The sequence below is a fragment of the Glaciecola sp. 1036 genome (assembly GCF_050306235.1).
GTDB lineage: Bacteria > Pseudomonadota > Gammaproteobacteria > Enterobacterales > Alteromonadaceae > Glaciecola.
Window position 1 is genome coordinate 104,511 of sequence record NZ_JBLWFH010000004.1, and the last position, 19,388, is coordinate 123,898.

General features: G+C 41.0%; 18 protein-coding genes. 8 read left to right on the forward strand and 10 right to left on the reverse strand.

Features of this window, described 5'->3' with window-relative positions:
* The first annotated feature begins 205 nt into the window (after positions 1-205).
* Both folD and ACNKW3_RS07670 read left to right on the forward strand, forming a co-directional pair.
* The gene (folD, locus tag ACNKW3_RS07665) at positions 206-1,066 is read left to right on the forward strand and encodes a bifunctional methylenetetrahydrofolate dehydrogenase/methenyltetrahydrofolate cyclohydrolase FolD (RefSeq protein ID WP_427398698.1); all 861 of its coding nucleotides are present in this window, start codon (positions 206-208) and stop codon (positions 1,064-1,066) included.
* Between the two features lie 17 nt (positions 1,067-1,083).
* The gene (locus tag ACNKW3_RS07670) at positions 1,084-1,623 is read left to right on the forward strand and encodes a DUF1415 domain-containing protein (RefSeq protein ID WP_427398699.1); all 540 of its coding nucleotides are present in this window, start codon (positions 1,084-1,086) and stop codon (positions 1,621-1,623) included.
* A gap of 29 nt (positions 1,624-1,652) precedes the next feature.
* Here ACNKW3_RS07670 and ACNKW3_RS07675 read toward each other — a convergent pair whose 3' ends face one another.
* The 4 genes from ACNKW3_RS07675 to ACNKW3_RS07690 are packed head-to-tail and all read right to left on the reverse strand — an operon-like array spanning position 1,653 to position 6,156.
* Positions 1,653-2,642 carry a DUF4340 domain-containing protein gene (locus ACNKW3_RS07675; RefSeq protein ID WP_427398700.1) on the reverse strand — a complete coding sequence of 330 codons (990 nt, stop codon included), beginning with the start codon at positions 2,640-2,642 and terminating at the stop codon, positions 1,653-1,655.
* Between the two features lie 14 nt (positions 2,643-2,656).
* On the reverse strand, positions 2,657-4,483 hold the full coding sequence (locus ACNKW3_RS07680; protein WP_427398701.1) for a Gldg family protein: 1,827 nt from the start codon (positions 4,481-4,483) through the stop codon (positions 2,657-2,659).
* Positions 4,484-4,486: 3 nt separating this feature from the next.
* Positions 4,487-5,221 carry an ABC transporter permease subunit gene (locus ACNKW3_RS07685; protein WP_427398702.1) on the reverse strand — a complete coding sequence of 245 codons (735 nt, stop codon included), beginning with the start codon at positions 5,219-5,221 and terminating at the stop codon, positions 4,487-4,489.
* A complete protein-coding gene (locus ACNKW3_RS07690; RefSeq protein ID WP_427398703.1) occupies positions 5,221-6,156 on the reverse strand; it encodes an ABC transporter ATP-binding protein in 936 nt (311 codons plus the stop codon). Before ACNKW3_RS07690 ends, ACNKW3_RS07685 begins: the two co-directional genes overlap by 1 nt.
* 143 nt (positions 6,157-6,299) lie before the next feature.
* On the opposite strand from ACNKW3_RS07690, the gene tsaA reads away from it, so the two are divergent.
* The 4 genes from tsaA to ACNKW3_RS07710 all read left to right on the forward strand — a co-directional run bounded on the left by tsaA (position 6,300) and on the right by ACNKW3_RS07710 (position 10,625).
* Complete coding sequence (tsaA, locus tag ACNKW3_RS07695) at positions 6,300-6,992, forward strand: tRNA (N6-threonylcarbamoyladenosine(37)-N6)-methyltransferase TrmO (protein ID WP_427398704.1); 693 nt, start codon at positions 6,300-6,302, stop codon at positions 6,990-6,992.
* A 104-nt stretch (positions 6,993-7,096) separates the two neighbouring features.
* Positions 7,097-8,815, forward strand: coding sequence for a proline--tRNA ligase (locus ACNKW3_RS07700; protein ID WP_427398705.1), 1,719 nt, complete (start codon positions 7,097-7,099; stop codon positions 8,813-8,815).
* A complete protein-coding gene (locus tag ACNKW3_RS07705) occupies positions 8,812-9,654 on the forward strand; it encodes an MBL fold metallo-hydrolase (protein ID WP_427398706.1) in 843 nt (280 codons plus the stop codon). The genes ACNKW3_RS07700 and ACNKW3_RS07705 overlap by 4 nt, the downstream gene beginning before the upstream one ends.
* A 56-nt stretch (positions 9,655-9,710) precedes the next feature.
* Positions 9,711-10,625 (forward strand): phospholipase A, encoded by a 915-nt coding sequence (locus tag ACNKW3_RS07710; RefSeq protein WP_427398707.1) that lies wholly within the window; start codon positions 9,711-9,713, stop codon positions 10,623-10,625.
* Here the strand turns inward: ACNKW3_RS07710 and ACNKW3_RS07715 are convergent.
* Together ACNKW3_RS07715 and ACNKW3_RS07720 are read right to left on the reverse strand one after the other, a co-directional pair.
* A complete protein-coding gene (locus ACNKW3_RS07715) occupies positions 10,594-11,646 on the reverse strand; it encodes a M48 family metallopeptidase (protein ID WP_427398708.1) in 1,053 nt (350 codons plus the stop codon). The two genes, ACNKW3_RS07710 and ACNKW3_RS07715, sit on opposite strands and share 32 nt — an antisense overlap.
* Positions 11,647-11,648: 2 nt before the next feature.
* Positions 11,649-12,866 carry a YjgN family protein gene (locus ACNKW3_RS07720; RefSeq protein ID WP_427398709.1) on the reverse strand — a complete coding sequence of 406 codons (1,218 nt, stop codon included), beginning with the start codon at positions 12,864-12,866 and terminating at the stop codon, positions 11,649-11,651.
* A 290-nt stretch (positions 12,867-13,156) separates the two neighbouring features.
* Here ACNKW3_RS07720 and ACNKW3_RS07725 point away from each other — a divergent pair, with 290 nt between their 5' ends.
* On the forward strand, positions 13,157-13,573 hold the full coding sequence (locus ACNKW3_RS07725) for a hypothetical protein (RefSeq protein WP_427398710.1): 417 nt from the start codon (positions 13,157-13,159) through the stop codon (positions 13,571-13,573).
* Here the strand turns inward: ACNKW3_RS07725 and ACNKW3_RS07730 are convergent.
* From ACNKW3_RS07730 to guaB, 4 genes are all read right to left on the reverse strand, one after another.
* On the reverse strand, positions 13,570-14,022 hold the full coding sequence (locus ACNKW3_RS07730; protein ID WP_427398711.1) for a GNAT family N-acetyltransferase: 453 nt from the start codon (positions 14,020-14,022) through the stop codon (positions 13,570-13,572). The two genes, ACNKW3_RS07725 and ACNKW3_RS07730, sit on opposite strands and share 4 nt — an antisense overlap.
* A gap of 9 nt (positions 14,023-14,031) precedes the next feature.
* Positions 14,032-14,646 carry a pseudaminic acid biosynthesis-associated methylase gene (locus tag ACNKW3_RS07735; protein WP_427398712.1) on the reverse strand — a complete coding sequence of 205 codons (615 nt, stop codon included), beginning with the start codon at positions 14,644-14,646 and terminating at the stop codon, positions 14,032-14,034.
* 88 nt (positions 14,647-14,734) lie between these two features.
* Entirely contained in the window at positions 14,735-16,312 is a 1,578-nt protein-coding gene (gene guaA / locus ACNKW3_RS07740) for a glutamine-hydrolyzing GMP synthase (RefSeq protein ID WP_427398713.1), read from the reverse strand.
* A 25-nt stretch (positions 16,313-16,337) separates the two neighbouring features.
* Entirely contained in the window at positions 16,338-17,807 is a 1,470-nt protein-coding gene (gene guaB / locus ACNKW3_RS07745; protein ID WP_427398714.1) for an IMP dehydrogenase, read from the reverse strand.
* 107 nt (positions 17,808-17,914) lie between these two features.
* Between guaB and xseA the strand changes: the two genes are divergently transcribed.
* Positions 17,915-19,330, forward strand: a complete 1,416-nt coding sequence (xseA, locus tag ACNKW3_RS07750; protein ID WP_427398892.1) for an exodeoxyribonuclease VII large subunit — start codon at positions 17,915-17,917, stop codon at positions 19,328-19,330.
* Positions 19,331-19,388 lie beyond the last annotated feature (58 nt).

The window sequence follows — 19,388 nt, forward strand, 5'->3', positions numbered from 1 at the left end:
TACGGGGGGCGCATATTACCGAGTTGAGGGATTATCGTCAAACCTTTTTTGCATCTTCTGAGTGATTTTTTTCAACTGCTCAAAATACGTGCAAAATTCGGCTATTTAATCGTCCTGCTAATTCAGCTTTTGGCATTTAAATTGTCTTTTTAGCAAGCATGACGGTAAACTAGCGGCTTTCTAGAATTGGACAAGATTCAAAGCGATGAGTGCACAGCTAATTGACGGCAAACAAATAGCCAAAAATGTACGACAGACAGTAAAAACTTCGGTTGATACCATAAAAGAATCAGGTCGCAGAGTACCTGGACTGGCAGTAATTTTAGTAGGTGCAAACCCTGCGTCTCAAGTGTACGTCGCCAACAAAACCAAAGCCTGTGAAGAGGTGGGTTTTGTGTCCAAAGAATATAAATTGCCAGCTGACACTAGCCAAGAAAGCTTGGAAAATTTAGTTGATGAATTAAATAACGATAAAGACGTTGACGGCATCTTATTACAACTGCCCCTGCCAGCAGATTTGGACGCAGAGCCAATACTCGAAAGAATCCACCCGCATAAAGATGTTGATGGCTTTCATCCTTATAATATTGGTCGCCTTGCCCAACGTATTCCAGCGCTTCGCCCTTGCACGCCGAAAGGCATCATGACCATGATTGAGTCAACCAAAAAGCCGATCAAAGGCATGCACGCTGTGATCGTCGGCGCTTCAAACATTGTTGGTCGTCCAATGGGACTTGAATTACTATTAGCAGGTTGTACCGTCACTACCTGTCATAAATTTACCCGTAACTTGTCTTCTCATGTAAAACAAGCTGATTTATTGGTAGTCGCTGTAGGGAAACCGCATTTTATTCCCGGTGATTGGATTAAACCAGGCGCTATAGTGATAGATGTAGGTATAAACAGACAAGGCGATGGTAGCTTAACTGGCGACGTCGAATTTGAAGTGGCAAAAGAGCACGCTGGCTGGATAACACCCGTTCCTGGTGGCGTAGGTCCAATGACAGTGGCAAGTTTAATAGAGAACACGTTAGAAGCTTATGTGAAGTATCATAGTGACTACTGACTAAAGAGGTCGTAATCATGCAAGATAACACCATAGCCGACCAAGTTTGGACCTGGTTAGATAAAGTCATTATTGGCGAGAATTTCTGCCCATTTGCAAAACTTGTTCGAATGAAACAACAGATACGTCTGAATATTACCGAAATAAAAGACGAGATAGATGCATTAAATGCTGTCTTGGCAGAATGTGAATTTTTAGATAATCATCCTGAAATTGACACCACACTTTTAGGCTTTTCTGAAGGTTTTACATCCTTCGATGACTATTTAGCCCTAGTTGAAAGCGCGAACGCCTGTATTAGTCACCACCATTACGAAGGTACTTATCAATTAGCCAGTTTTCACCCAGAATATTTGTTTGCTGGAGAGCCTGAGTCGTCCTCGAGTCACTACACCAATCGGTCACCAATTCCGCTCATTCATATTATTCGCGAAGATAGTATTACTAGGGTGCTTAGTACCTTTAAACACCCTGACATGATTCCTGAACGCAATATTGCCCATGCTGAGCAACTAGGCATTGCATTTTTTAAACAGTTTTTACCCCAAAATGATTAAGCGTCCGCGCGAAAACTGAACCCTCAACCCTATTCCTCATCAGATGCTGTCGCCAAAAAGTCATCCTTACCGGCAAGCAATTCTTGCCCTTGATATTCTTCAATTTGATACACCCAGTAAGCGTAAAATGCTTGCTCCCCTTGCCCACTCACATGCAACAAATAGCGACCGTCTGCATTTACTAAGGTTATACTATGCTCCAGCCCGGAGGCGTCAGTAATGCTAATTTCTGAGATAGGTTCATACTGCGCCCACTGAATCGGGTCAAACTCATTGACCTCAGTAAAGCGCAGGTTTAATAGTGTATTCACAAAATCATCAACCACTTGGGCGTACTTCAATGGTTGATTATCTAGGTCTACATCATTCAAACGCCAGTTAGCATCGCCTTGATCTTGCTGTTTACTAATTGAAAAGCCATTTTTTGGATCTTGATTGGATATTTCAACCACTGTTTGTTCAGATAAGTCCAATATGCCTTGAGCCAACCAATCGCTTTCGTCTTCCGGTAGATTAAAAGTTTTATCCACCAGCCACATCTGGTCTTCTGTAGCCGCTCGCACATAATGACCTTGCTGACTAGAGGCTGTATTGCCAATCAGAATATTTTGAGTTTTTCCACCTATACTCAAAGATACTTGAGTAGCAGTAGAAGCTGAATCACTAATCGGCAATAATCCCAAGCGTGCGTGATTTTTTGCTTGTCCACTCTTAGCTTCTATTTTTATCGCCGACACAAGGCCTCTAACTAACTCAGATAAGGCCAATTGATCTACCGGATAGGTCTGAAAACTCGACAACTGATTTGCCATCCAACCCTCTGGCGTGTTGATTGCGGACAACAATATACCGTCGGAATTTTCTATAACCACTTGCTCAATTTCAACTTGTCCAGCAACTGAAATTAATGGCTCCATGGTTTGCGCTGAGCTTTCTTTTTGTTCGTTAGAAAGTAAGTATACCGCCGCACCAGCGAGCAAAATGAGTACCGCGATAACAGCAAATAATTGTTTTTGCATAAGCCTTAATCCTTTTACCCCAGACGAGCTTTTCGTCTACTCAACCGCGCAATTACAAATAAAAGTAATACCAAGCTAACGGGAGCAACGACAATATTGATAATAGCTAAGATATTACCCAAAGAATCAATATCCTTATCTAACTGAAACTGCACATCACGCAATGCCTTTCGAATCTCTACGCGTTGTTCAACAAAATTATTAATAGTGGCTTGTTGTTCAGGCGTCAGGGTCAAGGATTCAGTTTGTTGAGATTGCAATTGTGCAAGCTGTGCTTCAGTTTCCTGTAAACGTTGCTGTAACAGTTGCTCTTGCTCTCGAAACTTTTCTTCAGCAATAACGGATAACTCTTGCACTTTAATAAAGGGGCGTGCAAATGTACCGCGGCTTCTGATCCCAATAAGACCTTCGCTACCGCCATAGTTTTCCACTAAATTAGTGAGCAAATCACCGTTATTGGCAAAAGGATTAAATACCATTTGACCAAAAAAGTTACTTTGCTGTACCCAAAATCGATCGGATAAAATATCAGCATCGGCAAAAACCGCAAGATTCAAACTATCAGTAGACTCTTTAAAATCTGCTCCTTGCACTTCTTCATCTTGTGCAAAGTGAGACTTAACCGAACCGACAACTCTTGCTGCCAAGGTATGCTTCTGTTCTTGAATTTCTATATTATTCGACAAACTTTGCGGATCTCTTTGTAGCGCATATTCTTCACTGTCTATAGTCGCTGTATTAACAGAAGAACTTAGCAAGGGCACCATTCTCAAACCGGACTGCTTATCCACAGTAATATCAGCAAAAGAAGCACCGTTGATTGAATCTAGATCCGCGGTGGTAATGTCTTTATCATTAATTTGCGCTTCGCCAAGCCCCAAATAACCTAGATGTCGAATAACATTACCCTGCTGGCCGCGAATTTCTAAGCCTAATTGAGCATCCAACACTACCTTGTCCAAATTGACCTGAATACCATAAGAGGATAATAAGGGCAGACTTGATGCGTTAGCGCCCGCGCCTCCTAGCATGGCCATTTGATCAGATTCATAATGGGGATCAACAAAAGCTAAGGCTTTGCCCCCTGCCATTAAATATTGGTCAACCGCATATAATAGATCCTGACCTAAGCCTTGGGGATGCCACAAAATCAATACCTGAGTTTCCTCTGGTAATTTATCAGCGGATACGTCAACTAATTGCACATCGAACAACTGCGTTAGTTGCGTATAAGCTACGTTTGCAGGCTCAGGCTGACCAGTGAGTGGATTTTGCCCGCCTTCAAGTGGTAAAGCTGTAACCACACTCACTTTTACCGGTGCAGGATTACTCAACTGATAAATTAATTTTGAAATATCGTATTCTAAAAATGACTCTTTTGACGGGTCAAAAAAACCGATAACTTTTGTATCATCCAAAGCATTGGTGCCGGCTAAGCCAAAATATATAGCGTCATTTGCCGCGCCTGCTGATACGCCAGTTAAACCAAAAGTTGAAGCTCTATCTTCTGCTTCTGAAAATGGTTCAGGATCTATCACTTCAAGGTTAATTTTACCTTGAGCTCGCGCTTCATATTTTCGCAGAATAGTTTCTACTTGTTCGGCGTAATTGCGCAAGCTCGTCATTCCTTTACTGCTTGAGTCGGAGAAGAAAAAGTACAGATTTATCGGTTCTTCTAAGTCGGTCAGTATAGATTCAGTGCCCGCTGATAAAGAATACACACGGTTTTCCGTTAGATCTAAGTTGACGCCTTTAAACAATAAATTGTTGACCAAGACTGCAGCAAAAAACAAAGCTACTAAAAGAATAAAAAATAAAGCGTTTGATAATGATTTTTGCATTGTTTAATTCGCCTTCTTTTGTTCGATCACTAGGTAGCCAGCGTAAAGCCAAACTAGAATACTAATCACGTAAAACAACACATCATTAAGGGCAATAACTCCCTTAGACATATCTTGAAAATGCGTCATAAAACTCAAGGAAGCAACAGTATCAATGACAATATTAGGCGCCCAACCTTGAACCACATCTATGATCACTGGAGAGCCCGCTAACACAAACAAAAAGCATAAAACTATCGCCAACATAAAAGCGATTACTTGATTCTTGGTAAAGGCTGACATGCAGATACCTACCGCAAGGAAAGCGCCAGCCATTAGCCAACTGCCAAGGTATGCAGCGACTATGATGCCGTTATCAGGATTTCCTAAATAATTTACCGTAAGCCACAGTGGAAAGGTCAGGACCAAACATATACCGAGCACCAGCCAAGCCGCCAAGAACTTGCCTAGCATGATGTGAAAGGTGGTGATAGGAAGTGTCATAAGTAGTTCAATAGTCCCCGACTTTCGCTCCTCTGACCATATACGCATGGAAATTGCCGGCACCAAGAACAAATATAACCAAGGGTGAAAATTGAAAAAGCTCAGTAAATCAGCTTGTCCCCTAGCATAAAAATCACCAATCAAAAAAGTGAACACACCTGACATGACTAAAAATATAGTGATAAAAATATAAGCCACTGGCGTTGAGAAAAAACTAGCGAATTCCCGCTTAAAGATAGTCATAATCTCGTGCATTAGGCTACCTCCTTGTTATCCGTGCTAGTGGTTATTTCCCGAAACACATCATCTAATCGTCCTTGTTCAGGATACATATATTCAATCGGTAACTTATTTTTTTGCACATATTCATGCAAAACAGCAGAGATATCTTGTTGGTCTCGAGGAAATACAGTAATAAGATTATTACTTCTATCATGCTGCATATCCGCAACACCTTCGAGTTCTAGCAAACCAGAGATATCCGCGATATAACTTAAACCAATGGTAATGGCATTAAAATAACGGGATCTTCTAAGTAATGCCTGAGGGGTGTCATCAAATTTTTTCTGCCCGTTGGCAATGATAATTACTCGGTTACACACCGCAGTAACTTCTTCCAAAATATGGGTAGAAACTATCACGATTTTATTTTCAGCTAAACTGGCGATAAGCTCTCTGACTTGGTGTTTTTGATTAGGATCCAAGCCATCTGTAGGCTCATCTAAAATCAAAATATCAGGATCATGGATTAGCGCTTGCGCAATACCAACGCGACGTTTAAACCCTTTCGACAGATTGTCTATGGTTTTATTCAGTACTGCGGTTAAATCTACTTGAGAAACCACACGTTTAATGGCTTCTTCTCTTGAAGATTTTGGGATTTTTCTCGCCGCTGCAATAAAGTGTAAAAATTGATACACCGTCATATCCGGATAGGCTGGCGCGCCCTCAGGCAAGTACCCTATGCGTTTTTTCGCCTCTAATGGTGCATTTTCGATATCATGACCTGCCACTTGGATTTTACCAGCAGTTGCAGGCAAGAATCCGGTAATCATTTTCATTGTGGTTGATTTACCGGCACCGTTAGGTCCTAAAAACCCTACAATATCCCCAGGATTTATTTCAAAAGAAAGGTTATCTACCGCTTTTTGGTGTCCAAATTCGCGGGATAAGTTATCCACCTTAATCATCGCTTTTCCTTGTTTTAACTCTTACAGGATTAAGTGTTAACAGTATGCAATTATGTGTAATTGTCGTCTTTTTATATTTGTGCAAATATATGGATACGACTCTTCATTTTTCAATACATGCAACAGGATTTTTACATCATTTTATGTCTCAGACTTCATCATTTTCTTTAACCCCGATAGGCAGCATTAAAACGCCTTTTCACCAAAAGTTCGGGATCCCTCGACAAGGGATAAGTTTGAGTAGTGCTCGAGGTGAAATTCATTTCTGCCATCATATCAATTCTGAAGAAGCCTGTATTGGGATCGATCAATTTAGTCATCTTTGGTTACTTTTTATTTTCAGCGAGCATATTCATTCTGAAATTAAAGCCAGTGTGCGACCTCCTCGCCTTGGAGGAAATACAAAGATGGGCGTATTTGCAACACGTTCTAGCTTCCGCCCTAATCATATTGGCATGTCTGTGGTAAAAAATTTAGGATTCAGTAACGGCATCTTGCAGGTTGAAGGCGTGGATATGCTTAACGATACGCCCATCATTGATATAAAACCCTATGTGGCATATGCGGATAAAATTGAACATTCAGAAGCTGGATATGCCAACTTCCCCCCAGAAAATAGCTTAACAGTTGAGATATCCCCTCAAACAGAGCGCAAGTTATTGGCCGCAAATGTGCAATTACCTTTGTTGATAGAAATATTATCTCAAGATCCCCGCCCCGCATACAAACGTAACACGAAAGACGATAAAATATATAAAATTCAATTAGATAACAACGACATCTCATGGAAAGTGGTTGATGACAAAGCCATCGTCTTGGATTTACAAGCTAAATAAATGTCACGGGAAAACCTGTCAAAACTATTTATGCTTGGGTCGCGAGTATATGACTGGTATGATTGCGGCAAATTTTAATCTCGTGCAAATGACAAAAAGAAAGAATGCGTACTTCAGAATATTTAATTGCCACACAAAAAGAATCGCCAGCTGAGGCTGAAATTGTTAGTCACAAATTAATGATCCGTGCGGGTCTTGTGCGAAAACTAGCTTCTGGCTTATACACATGGTTACCTACGGGTTTACGAGTGCTGAACAAAGTTGCAGCCATAGTGCGCGACGAAATGAACAAAGCCGGTGCAATCGAAATTAGCATGCCGGTAGTGCAACCTGCAGACTTATGGGAAAGCTCTGGTCGTTGGGAAGCCTATGGGCCAGAATTGTTGCGAATCAAAGATCGTCATAAACGTGACTTTGTACTTGGTCCAACCCATGAAGAAGTCATTACCTCGTTAGTAAAAAATGAAGTAAGTAGCTATAAACAGCTACCCCTGAATTTGTATCAAATTCAAACTAAATTTAGAGACGAAGTAAGACCAAGATTCGGCATCATGCGAAGCCGTGAATTTATCATGAAAGATGCTTATTCTTTCCATTTGGATATGTCTTCGTTAGAACAAACTTATCAACGCATGCATCAAGCATATTGCAATATCTTTGAGCGCATAGGGCTTGAATTTAGACCTGTTATTGCTGATTCAGGCAGCATCGGTGGTGCTGTATCACATGAGTTCCATGTACTTGCAGCCTCAGGTGAAGATGACATCGCATTTTCTACTAGTTCTGGATTTGCAGCTAACGTTGAATCTGCTGAAGCTATTGCTGTAGGTGAAAAACAACCCGGCACACAAAGCTTAGAAACGGTAGAAACCCTTAACGCAAAAACCATTGAGGAAGTGGCTAATTTGTTAGACGTTTCTGCACAACAATGTGTTAAGACCTTAATTGTTAAAGCAGCAGAAGATGTAAACGCTAATTTTGTTGCAGTTGTTTTACGTGGTGATCATCAACTTAATGAAATTAAAGCTGCTAAGCACCCGTTAATTGCTTCACCATTTGAAATGGCGTCAGAAGAAAGTATTGAGCAAACCTTTGGTGTCTCTATCGGTTCTATTGGTCCGGTCAACTTAGAATGCCCCATCATAGTCGATCGTAGTGCAGCAGTAATCGCCGATTTTGTCTGTGGCGCGAATAAAAACGACCTGCATTTTACTGGCGCAAACTGGGACAAAGATGTTACTGAATACGAAGTTGCAGATTTACGAAACGTGGTTGCAGGAGATCCATCTCCTGATGGCGAAGGCACGTTAGAAATTCGAAAAGGCATTGAAGTTGGTCATATTTTCCAATTAGGCGATAAATATTCCAGCGCAATGAACTGTGGCGTTTTAACCGAAAGTGGTAAACATCAAGTCTTGCAAATGGGTTGTTACGGCATTGGTGTTACCCGTATTGTTGCAGCGGCTATTGAACAAAATCATGATGATTACGGGATAAAATGGCCAGAAGCTATAGCGCCTTTCACTGTGGCAATAATTCCGATGAATATGCATAAATCTCCGCGTATTTCTGAAGTCGCGCACAAACTGCACGCAGACTTTTTAGCATCAGGTGTAGAAGTATTGTTTGATGACAGAAAGGAACGTCCAGGTGTTATGTTTAATGACATGGAATTAATTGGCATACCTCACAGCATTGTTATTGGCGAAAGAAACTTAGATAATCAGCAAGTAGAGTATAAAAATCGTAATACTGGCGAAAAGCAGTTGCTGAATATTGATGAAGTAGTTGCTTTCGTTACCAATGCTACAGGTGCGAATTGAAAGTAAAGTTTTATGGTGTAAGGGGGTCGATCCCGACCCCTGGACCAGAATATTCCAAAATCGGCGGCAACACAGCATGTGTGCATGTGGAGCTAAATGACGGCACGGATATCGTCTTGGATTCTGGTACTGGTGCTCGCCTGCTTGGAAAAAAGCTGTTAGGCAAAGATACTCCAATTTACTTTTTGCTATCCCACAATCATTGGGATCACATTCAAGGATTTCCCTTTTTCGCCCCAGCTTACCAAAAAGATCGCAAGATAATCATTACGCCAGGTCAGACAAAAGAAAACCGTCCTGAAGCCATTTTAGAGCAAATGACAGGGTCTTTTTTCCCTGTTCCACGAGAAGCACTTGGCGCCGACATTTCATTTCATATTCCTGACAATGACAAATCAGATTGGATGATAGGTGAGGCTAAAATCAGTCGAATGCCGATGAATCATCCTGGTGGCGGTAGCTGCTATTGTATTCAGGAAGGCAACAGTAAACTGGCTTATGTGACAGATAATGAACTCTATCCGCCTTATCAAAAAGAAGGAGATTTTCAGGAGTTTGTTAACTTTGTAAAGAATGCAGATTTATTGATTCATGATGCGCAATACATAGTGCAAGACATGCCGGCGAAGCATGGATGGGGCCACTCAGTGGCTGAAGAAGCCGTAAAACTAGCAATGGCGGCGCAAACGAAAACTCTAGCATTATACAGTCACGATCCAGAACGCACTGACAAAGACGTCGAATCTATTACTCAGCATGCTGACGACATTTTACACATCGGCGGTGCAGACCAGGCCATTTGCATAGCCGCATATGAAGGTTTAACACTTCCAATTTAAAAATCATTGTTTAAACTAACCTTTAGCTAAGATTTAACCTACAACAAAAATAAATCATGAAACGAATTCTTCCCCTTCTGACAATATTTTTCAGTTTATCTACTTTGCCTAACCTTGCGTGGTCTCAAGAACAAAGCCCTAGTGAAGAAAAAGAACAAGATAAACCCTCCTTGTTCAAAGAAAGACTAGAAGAGGCTAAACAATCTAATCGTAATCTGTTTGCTATTACACAACACAGACAAAACTATCTACTGCCGTTTAGCCGAGCAAGTAATCCTAACACCATTACAGTAGACGGTTTAACCGAAGAAAACATAGACAAATTTGAAGCCAAATTTCAAATCAGCATCAAAACGCCTTTGTTTTTACAAGAAGATGATCTTAGCGGCGTATTTTTTGGATTTACCACTGTATCCCATTGGCAAGTTTATAACTCTGAAGCTTCTAAACCATTTCGTGAAACCAATTACGAACCTGAAATATTTTATCAATGGACACCGAATTTCGATGTTTTAGGCTATGAATTTAATATGGCGCGCTTTGGGTTTAATCACCACTCCAACGGCCAAGACGGTTTAAAATCAAGAAGTTGGAACCGCATATTCGCCTCCATATTATTTAGTGATAATAATAGTGGCTATTATTTTAAGACTTGGTGGCGAGTACCGGAAGATGCCAAAGCTGACGAATTAGATCCCAGAGGAGACGACAACCCAGATATTAGCGATTATTACGGGCGCGCTGAACTAGGATTTATTTATCGTTGGAACGATATCAAAGTAGTGACCCAAATTCGCAATAATCTTTCCTTTGACAATAATAGAAGTGGCTTAACGCTCAACTTCTTGTATCCCATAAGTGATAGATACAACGTTTTATTTCAATACTTCAACGGCTATGGTGACTCATTGATTGATTACAATCGCCACCAACAGCGTTTTAGTCTTGGGATTGAACTGCGGATTCTTTAATCTCTTCAGCATTCAAGGCGTTTTCTATGCGTTGTCGCACCAAAGGGTGGCTAGACAAAAACTCTTCCAATTTGCCGCCCCCTTTGCCATATTCTTCGGCAAATTTTTCCATAGCATCTGCAAACAGCTTGGGTTCTAGACCCAATGTGGGCAATTGTTCCAACGCGAAATTATCAGCCTCCCACTCCAAATCTTGGGTAAACTGATTGTTAGTCACTGTGGTAGTAACACCACCTAAGACCTCTAAAACACCCGAAACATCACCAAAAAAATAACTGATCACTAATGAGCTGACTAAGGTCTCTGCAATAAGGCGCATTGAATGCTTTTCTTCTACATGCCCAACCTCGTGTAATAACACCGAGGTAAGTAGATCTCTGTCTTGCTCGAACAATTCCACCAGCTGATCAGTAAACACAATAGTGCCATCGGGTAAGGCAAAAGCATTGGCGCCCATTGTTTCGGAATTTCTAAATTGAATATGAAAGTGCAAGTGTTCTGTGTCTAACTGATACAGTAGCTCGTCCCAGTATTCGGTAGTTTCGTCAACAAATTCCGAAGGCAATTCGGTGGGATCAAGAATGGTTGCTTCTAAGGTGTCTAAGGTCTGTTTTGAAGCGATTTTAACAGCACCATAAGGCACTATGTCAGCGAAGGCAACAGCGGCATATGGAACTGCAAATTTAAACAATAAATACAGGGTGATGGGAACTGCAAAAAAACTTGCAACAATCATCTTTTTGTTGCTCTCAAATTTATGCAAACGTTCGGATTTATGCTGTGCTAACCAAGTATCAAACTCTGTGGTTGATTCCACCACCAAAAGCCCTACTTCTTTGATCGCTATCTCTCTCGGCAGGTTACCAAGCTTATCGGAAATATTGTGATCCGCGATATAATAGTCTTTGCTCTCCACAGTTTCAGAGTCAAAACTAAACATACCTGAATCATAGCATTTTAACTGAATCTGCTGGCAGCTAGAGCTTCCCGAAGGATAAAACTTTGCTTCAATCTCAAACATAATTATCCTATGGCGATATCCACATCAAAGATATTGGATACTTCATCCGCTATTGCACTATCCGATTGACTGTCATCAGAAATCACACTTTCAGCGCCTTCTTCAATATTGACCTGAGTTGCATTAGCGAAAAAGGTTAAGGTTCTGACTTTTACCCAAGGCATGGCAAACCCCAAGGTACAAATCAGCATGAGTAAATTAGTCAGTCGCAGCATGATTAGCGAACCTATTTTTACATCTGAATTAAAGTTCGCCACATCTTCAAGTTGAGTAGAGTTATACACGTGATTACGAATAAATGCTTGGTAGATACTGCCTGAAACTACAAAAACGAAAGCGTAAAGCAGGAATGTAACTATCATGACTAAAACCTCGGTATTGCCACTAGAGCTACTTTCGGAAGCAAGAGTTACAGTACCTATCATCAAGAATCCACCAATGAAGGCAATGATCATACCTGCAATTCCAGCCACAATTGACGCTACATAATACTCCGCCGTTTGCAAATTGGGTTTCATCTGTTTGTTGCCATAAGTAATGTGGCTATAAAGAAACTCATCAATCTTTTTCAGTGCCCAAGGATAGGCTAAGTAAAAAGTAAAAAGCGCTAAAATGGGGTACAGCAAAAAGACCACGTAAGCACGACCATAGTTTTTGGTAAAGTTAAATCTTACATTTCGATAAGCCGTCATACGCATTCTAAATCGCATCGCCATGCATACCAAAACTGGAACAAAACAGAATATAAGTATTGACGTAATCACAGCGGCAAAAGGAGAAATTACACTTGCAGCGTAAAAGATTGCAAACAGTAATACCCCAATAATACGCCCAATCAAAATTTGTTTAGGCTGAGCAAGATAAGAAAATCTATGCCCATCTATCTCAGTATTGGAATAAAAGTAACGATTATTTCGCACTGTGGCCCATGCTGAATAAATACCCAAGGTGACTATAGTAAGTAATAAATTCACTATCCAAATCGAAAAATACTCTTTGCCGTTACCTAAAAAGTTGACTTGGCATTTGCGGTATTGCTTAGGCTCAGGTGTATGTAGTTGTTGCTCTTGAGATATTTCAACTGGAGCGCTTTTTGCGGCAATGCATTGCTGAATTTTTTCAACCCGCTCTGGATAAGCTTGATGGTCTATTTCTAATAATGCTTGATGCAATTCCTCTAAAGTATATTGCTCAAAATTTGGCGATTCTTCCTTGTTCATTTTACTACTTCCTATTTTAACTTATCTGCTAAAAAACCTAGCGATGCTACTCAATTGCTGTTTAGGTAAATGGAGCGGCTATCCTGATTTGAAAGACGCTGTGAACCCATCCATGGGCGCTCTACGAAATCATCCATGATTTCGAAGCTTTCAAATCAGGATAGCCGCTCCATTTATCTTTTTCAAATCTACTGTATTTAGGGTTATATGCAGTTTATACAGAGATTATCACTTTTTTATCATAGGAAGTTTGCTATAGTTTGCCCTAAATTAAAACAATATTTTGTCCAATGGCGCTTAGATTTAAGAAATTCGATCCCCAAACTGACATTCCAGTGCTGTATGAAATGTTGCAACAAAGGCAACACAATATTAGTCACACAAGCCTGCCTAGTTTCGAACAACATGAAAAATTTTGTCTAGAACATCCTTATAGAGAATGGCTGTTAGTTGAATCTGATGAACAAACTATTGGTAGTGTTTATTTAACGCATAACAATGCTATAGGTATTAATCTGATTAAAGATGTACCTGATTGGTATTTGCAAGTTATCGATTATGTCGCCGGGCATTATGAATGTGTGAAAGCCGAAGCTTCTATCACACCTAGTTATTTTTACCTTAATGTTGCCCCTACTAACAAAGTGTTAATGGCGGCTTTAGAACAACAACAAGCTCAACTGATTCAACATACCTACAAGCTTTAGTTCAGGCTAAGCGAGTATGCCAATGTATCTTCATTGTTTGATTTGCAAGTAAATCCAGCTTTTTCAAAAATAGCTTTACTCGCCGTATTATGTGCTTTCACTTGCGCACTAAATGATGTTAATGGGTAATGTTCACGCATAAAATCTAAACCGCTTTTGAGTAGCGGAAAGGCGAGTTTTTGACCACGAAAAGCAGGATTAAGATTAATTGAGACGGTAGCAACACCTGTTGATCTGCATATATCAAATCGACAAATGCCTATTTTCTGATTTTTTTGTTGTCCCATTAACATAACCCGATCAGGGTTGTTCAGACTATTGTCAAACCAAGCCTGATGTTGCTCTAGGTTGACACTTGAAGTGTCAATAGAGTTTAGTCGTGTTTGACTGTCGTTACGCCAATCAAACACGTCTTTAGAGTCAGCTCTATTGATTAATCTTACATACATGGATATTTGTTATTTTTCCAATAAAAACCAACTAATGTCGTCCATTGGAATTAAATGGTCACGCTTATAGAAAAAACCATAATCAACTAATTTCAGATTATGTTGCTCTATTAACTCGCCCGCAAAATCCCGCTTGAACAATCTATCTTCATGCCCTCTGTACGGAATCGCCATAGGAGATGGATTATAGTACTCAGCTACAAGCACGTATTTATTGCTTAAATTCACCAAGTTAGCATATACCCGATGTAAAAAATCAGGATGAATATGAATTAAAACGCCGCAAGTAAAAGTTAAATCAAACGACTCCAGAGCTAAAGGTTCAATAATACTGCCAGTAGTGATCTCAGCGACGTTGGCATCTCTAGCGACTTGCGCGGATTCCTCATTAATTTCTACTCCGTGTAATTTAAGATCCGGATTCAAACCATTTAAAGCACGTAAATTCAATCCAATGTTACACCCAAGCTCAAGCGCTGAATTGATATTATTGGCAGCTTTTAACATCTGCGCCCAAGCTGCTACTTTGGCATGATAAAGCTGTGATGATTGATTGCGTTGTCGGTAACCTTCTCCAAACTCACCTGCCCAAAATGCCTCTTGTTCAGTTTTAAACGACTGCATGCCTTTTCCTATTCAAATAAAAACGCCCGCAAAAGCGGGCGTCAAAAAATAAACCATTACTTACCCTATTCTAGGGACTTAGCAAGTTTTATTCCCATTCAATAGTAGCGGGCGGTTTTCCTGAAATGTCGTACACCACGCGCGAGATACCATCGACTTCATTGATGATGCGATTCGACACCTTACCCAAAAATTCATAAGGTAAATGTGCCCATCTTGCCGTCATAAAATCTATGGTTTCAACGGCACGTAGGGATACTACCCAGTCGTATTTACGCATATCACCCATCACGCCTACAGAGCGCACAGGCAAGAATACGGTAAAGGCTTGACTGACTTTGTGATAAAGCTCCGCGTTATGCAGCTCTTCTATGAAGATCGCATCGGCTCTTCGCAGTAAATCACAATATTCTTTTTTGATCTCGCCCAGTACTCGAACACCAAGACCAGGTCCAGGGAACGGGTGACGATAAAGCATGTCATATGGCAAGCCAAGTTCTAGACCTATCTTACGCACTTCATCTTTAAACAACTCGCGAAGAGGCTCAACTAAGCCTAACTTCATGTCTTCTGGTAAGCCACCTACGTTATGATGGGATTTGATAACGTGTGCTTTACCGGTTTTCGAACCTGCTGATTCGATAACATCTGGATAAATAGTACCTTGAGCTAACCACTTCGCATTGGTTAGTTTTGACGACTCCTCATCAAACACGTAAACAAACTGATTACCGATAATTTTACGCTTTTTCTCAGGATCCGTTTCACCTGCTAATGCAGTTAAGAAACGTTCTTCTGCATCCACTTTAATAATATTTAGACCAAAGTGGTCACCAAACATTTCCATGACTTGCTGGCCTTCGTGCAAACGCAACAAGCCATTGTCTACGAATACGCAGGTAAGGTTTTTGCCTATGGCTTGATGTAAAAGCATTGCAGTAACACTCGAATCGACGCCACCAGAAAGACCTAAAACAACTTCTTCATCACCCACTTGTTCACGAATACGTGCCACTGCATCTTCGATAATAGACGCTGGTGTCCATAATTTTTCGCAACCACAAATCCCCATCACAAAGTGCTCTAAAATTCTAAGCCCTTGTTTGGTATGTGTGACCTCTGGGTGAAATTGCACACCATAGAATTGACGCTCTAAATCCACCATAGCCGCGTGTGGACAATTGTTTGTTTTGGCAATTGTGCTAAAGCCCTCAGGAATTTCCATGACTTTGTCACCATGGCTCATCCAAACATCTAACAAGGCTTCACCTTGAGGACCAATTTCATCTTCAATTTTGTCAAATAATGCGGTGGGTTCTATCAACTCAACTTGGGCATAACCAAATTCTCTTAGATCTGACCCTTGCACTTTACCGCCAAGTTGCGCTGCCATGGTTTGCATACCGTAACAAATACCAAGCACAGGCACGCCAGCGTTATACACATATTCTGGCGCGCGAGGTGAGTTTTCCTCACCTACAGACTCAGGTCCGCCTGACAAAATAATGCCGTCAGGGGCAAAGTCTTTTATATCTTTCTCATCAACATCCCACGCCCACAGCTCACAATAAACGCCAATTTCGCGCACTCTGCGCGCTATCAATTGGGTGTACTGAGAGCCAAAATCCAATATGAGGATTTTTTGACTATGAATATTTACTGACATTCTTTCTATTCCTCAGGTTTAACAACTACCCCATACGGTAGTTAGGCGCTTCTTTGGTAATACTCACATCGTGTACATGAGATTCACCCATGCCGGCGGAAGTTACTTTGACAAATTTAGGTTTAGTGCGCATTTCTTCGATAGTTGCACAACCGGTTAATCCCATAGCTGAACGTAATCCACCCAGTTGTTGATGAATGATATTAGCGATTGGACCTTTATAAGCAACACGTCCTTCAATACCTTCAGGTACTAGTTTTTCAGCGTTGCTGCTATCTTGGAAATAACGGTCGGAAGATCCATGGCTTTGGTTCATCGCACCCAAGGACCCCATGCCTCGATAAGACTTAAAGTAACGACCTTGATACAATTCTACCTCGCCAGGTGCTTCTTCAGTCCCGGCTAACATGCTGCCAACCATAACACTGCTAGCGCCGGCAACTATGGCTTTTGCTATATCACCGGAAAAACGAATACCACCATCGGCAATCACTGGAATATTCAAATCATTAAGTGCCTCAACAGCATCTGCTATGGCAGTAATTTGCGGAACACCACAACCGGTGACTATGCGAGTAGTACAAATTGAGCCCGGGCCTATGCCGACTTTCACTGCATCTACCCCAGCTTCAGCTAATGCCAAAGCACCTTCTTTGGTTGCAACATTACCCGCAATAATTTGTAAATCTGGATAGGTTTGACGTACCTTAGTAACGCGATCAATTACACCTTGAGAATGTCCATGGGACGTATCAATTAATAAAACATCTACGCCAGCCTCGACTAACAAACGAATGCGTTCGTCTGTGCCTGGACCAACACCAACAGCGGCGCCAACTCGTAATCGACCTTTTGAATCTTTACAAGCGTTAGGCTTATTTTTCGCTTTTTGGAAATCTTTTACCGTGATCAAGCCAGTTAAACGAAATTCATCGTCGACAACTAAGATTTTTTCAATGCGATGTTCATGCATCAAATGCATAACTTCATCCGCCGAAGCGTCAGCAGTTACTGTAACCAACTTTTCTTTTGGTGTCATAACTGAGGAAACAGGCTGATCTAAACGATTTTCAAAGCGTAAATCACGTCCGGTAACAATTCCGATCAAATTATTGTCTTCATCAATCACAGGAAAACCAGAATATCCTAGTTTTTTGCTCAACGCTTTAGTGTCACCAATAGATACGTTTGGATAAACAGTTACGGGATCTTGTACTACACCGCTTTCGTATTTTTTTACTTGCAGAACATGCTCTGCTTGGGATTCTGCTGTCATGTTTTTATGAATAAAGCCCATGCCGCCCTCTTGCGCTAACGCAATAGCTAAAGGCGCCTCTGTAACTGTGTCCATAGCTGCGGATAACAGTGGCATATTCAAAATAATTTTATTGGTAAGTTTCGTCTGTAAACTTGCGGTATGAGGCAATACAGTAGAGTGCCCAGGCACAAGAAGAACGTCGTCGAATGTTAAGGCTTCTTTTTCGATGCGCAACATGCAATTTCACCTGTTAGGTCGGGGGTTTAATTGCGGTGCAATTGTAGTGTTTTTTATCTCTCAGGTAAACTACAATAATGAGTAAAATCAATAAAAAAATCGGCGCTATGTTTGCAACCTCAAATCAAGTCAGTATTTTAAGTGTAACTAAACTCAATCGATTCGCTAAACGTGTTTTGGAAAGCGAAATTGGCTTGGTCTGGGTAACGGGTGAAATCAGTAACTTTGTCAAAGCAGCCTCTGGTCATTGGTACTTCACGTTAAAAGATAACAGCGCGCAAATACGTTCAGCCATGTTTAAAGGCGCTAATCAGCGCATTAATTTTATCCCCAAGCAAGGTGATAAAGTGCTGGTGCGTGCTAGCTTAAGCATTTATGAGCCTAGAGGTGATTATCAACTGATCATCCAACACATGGAGCCAGAAGGCATTGGACAACTTAAACAAGAGTTCGAAGCCTTAAAATTAAAACTGAGTGAAGAGGGGTTATTTGCGAATGAAAACAAAAAGCCCATTCCGCAAAAAATAAAAACCATAGGGGTAGTTACATCCCCCAGCGGCGCTGCTATACATGATATTTTGCATGTACTGGCGCGCAGAAATCCTGCCATTCAAGTAATACTGTACCCAGCATCTGTGCAAGGTAATTTAGCCGCTGGAGAGATAGTTCGCCAAATACAAACAGCAAATAGACGCAATGAAGTCGAGGTGTTAATTGTTGGACGTGGCGGCGGTTCATTAGAAGATTTATGGCCTTTCAATGAAGAACCTGTAGCCAGAGCCATTTTTGCTTCAAACCTACCTGTAGTCTCTGCTGTTGGTCATGAAATTGATGTGACAATCTCAGACTTTGTTGCCGACCAGCGTGCCCCTACGCCATCTGCTGCGGCTGAATTACTGAGCAGTGACATGAAAGTAATTGTCGATGGCGTACACCAACTAACGCGTCGATTAACCAAAGCCTTTTTGCAAAGGCTTAAACAGTTAGAGCATCAACAGGCATTAGCCAAGCAACAACTTAACTTTAATCATCCATCCTCATTGATTACCCAGCAAAATCAAAAACTGGATGCTTTGCAGTTGCGGCTATTCAACCAACACCCAAATACGCAAATTCAGCAGCAAGGGCGAATGCTGGCGCAACTTAAACAACGTTTAGCGCGCGCTATGTCACAACATATGCAACAAGCAAAATATCAACAGCAAAATTGGCAACAAAGATGTTTTAAGGTATCTCCTATGCATACCATCAAGCATTTCCAAAATCAGACCGCTAGCTTTCAAAAACAACTGGAAAACGAAATCGCAGATAGATTAAAAATCAATCATCAACTTCTAGCGTCTAAAGCTGCGCTTTTAGATTCAGTAAGCCCATTAGCTACGTTAAAACGAGGTTACAGTATTAGCTTCCATGAGGGCGAAATTGTTAAAAAAGCTGACAGTGTGGAAGTTGGGCAAACCCTTGTTACACGTGTATTTGACGGAGAAATCACTTCTCAGGTCACCCTTATAGAAAAAAAATGAAAAAAGCTTGTTACTTAGTTATAAAAATTATTGTTAAAGTATTTTTTAACATAACAAT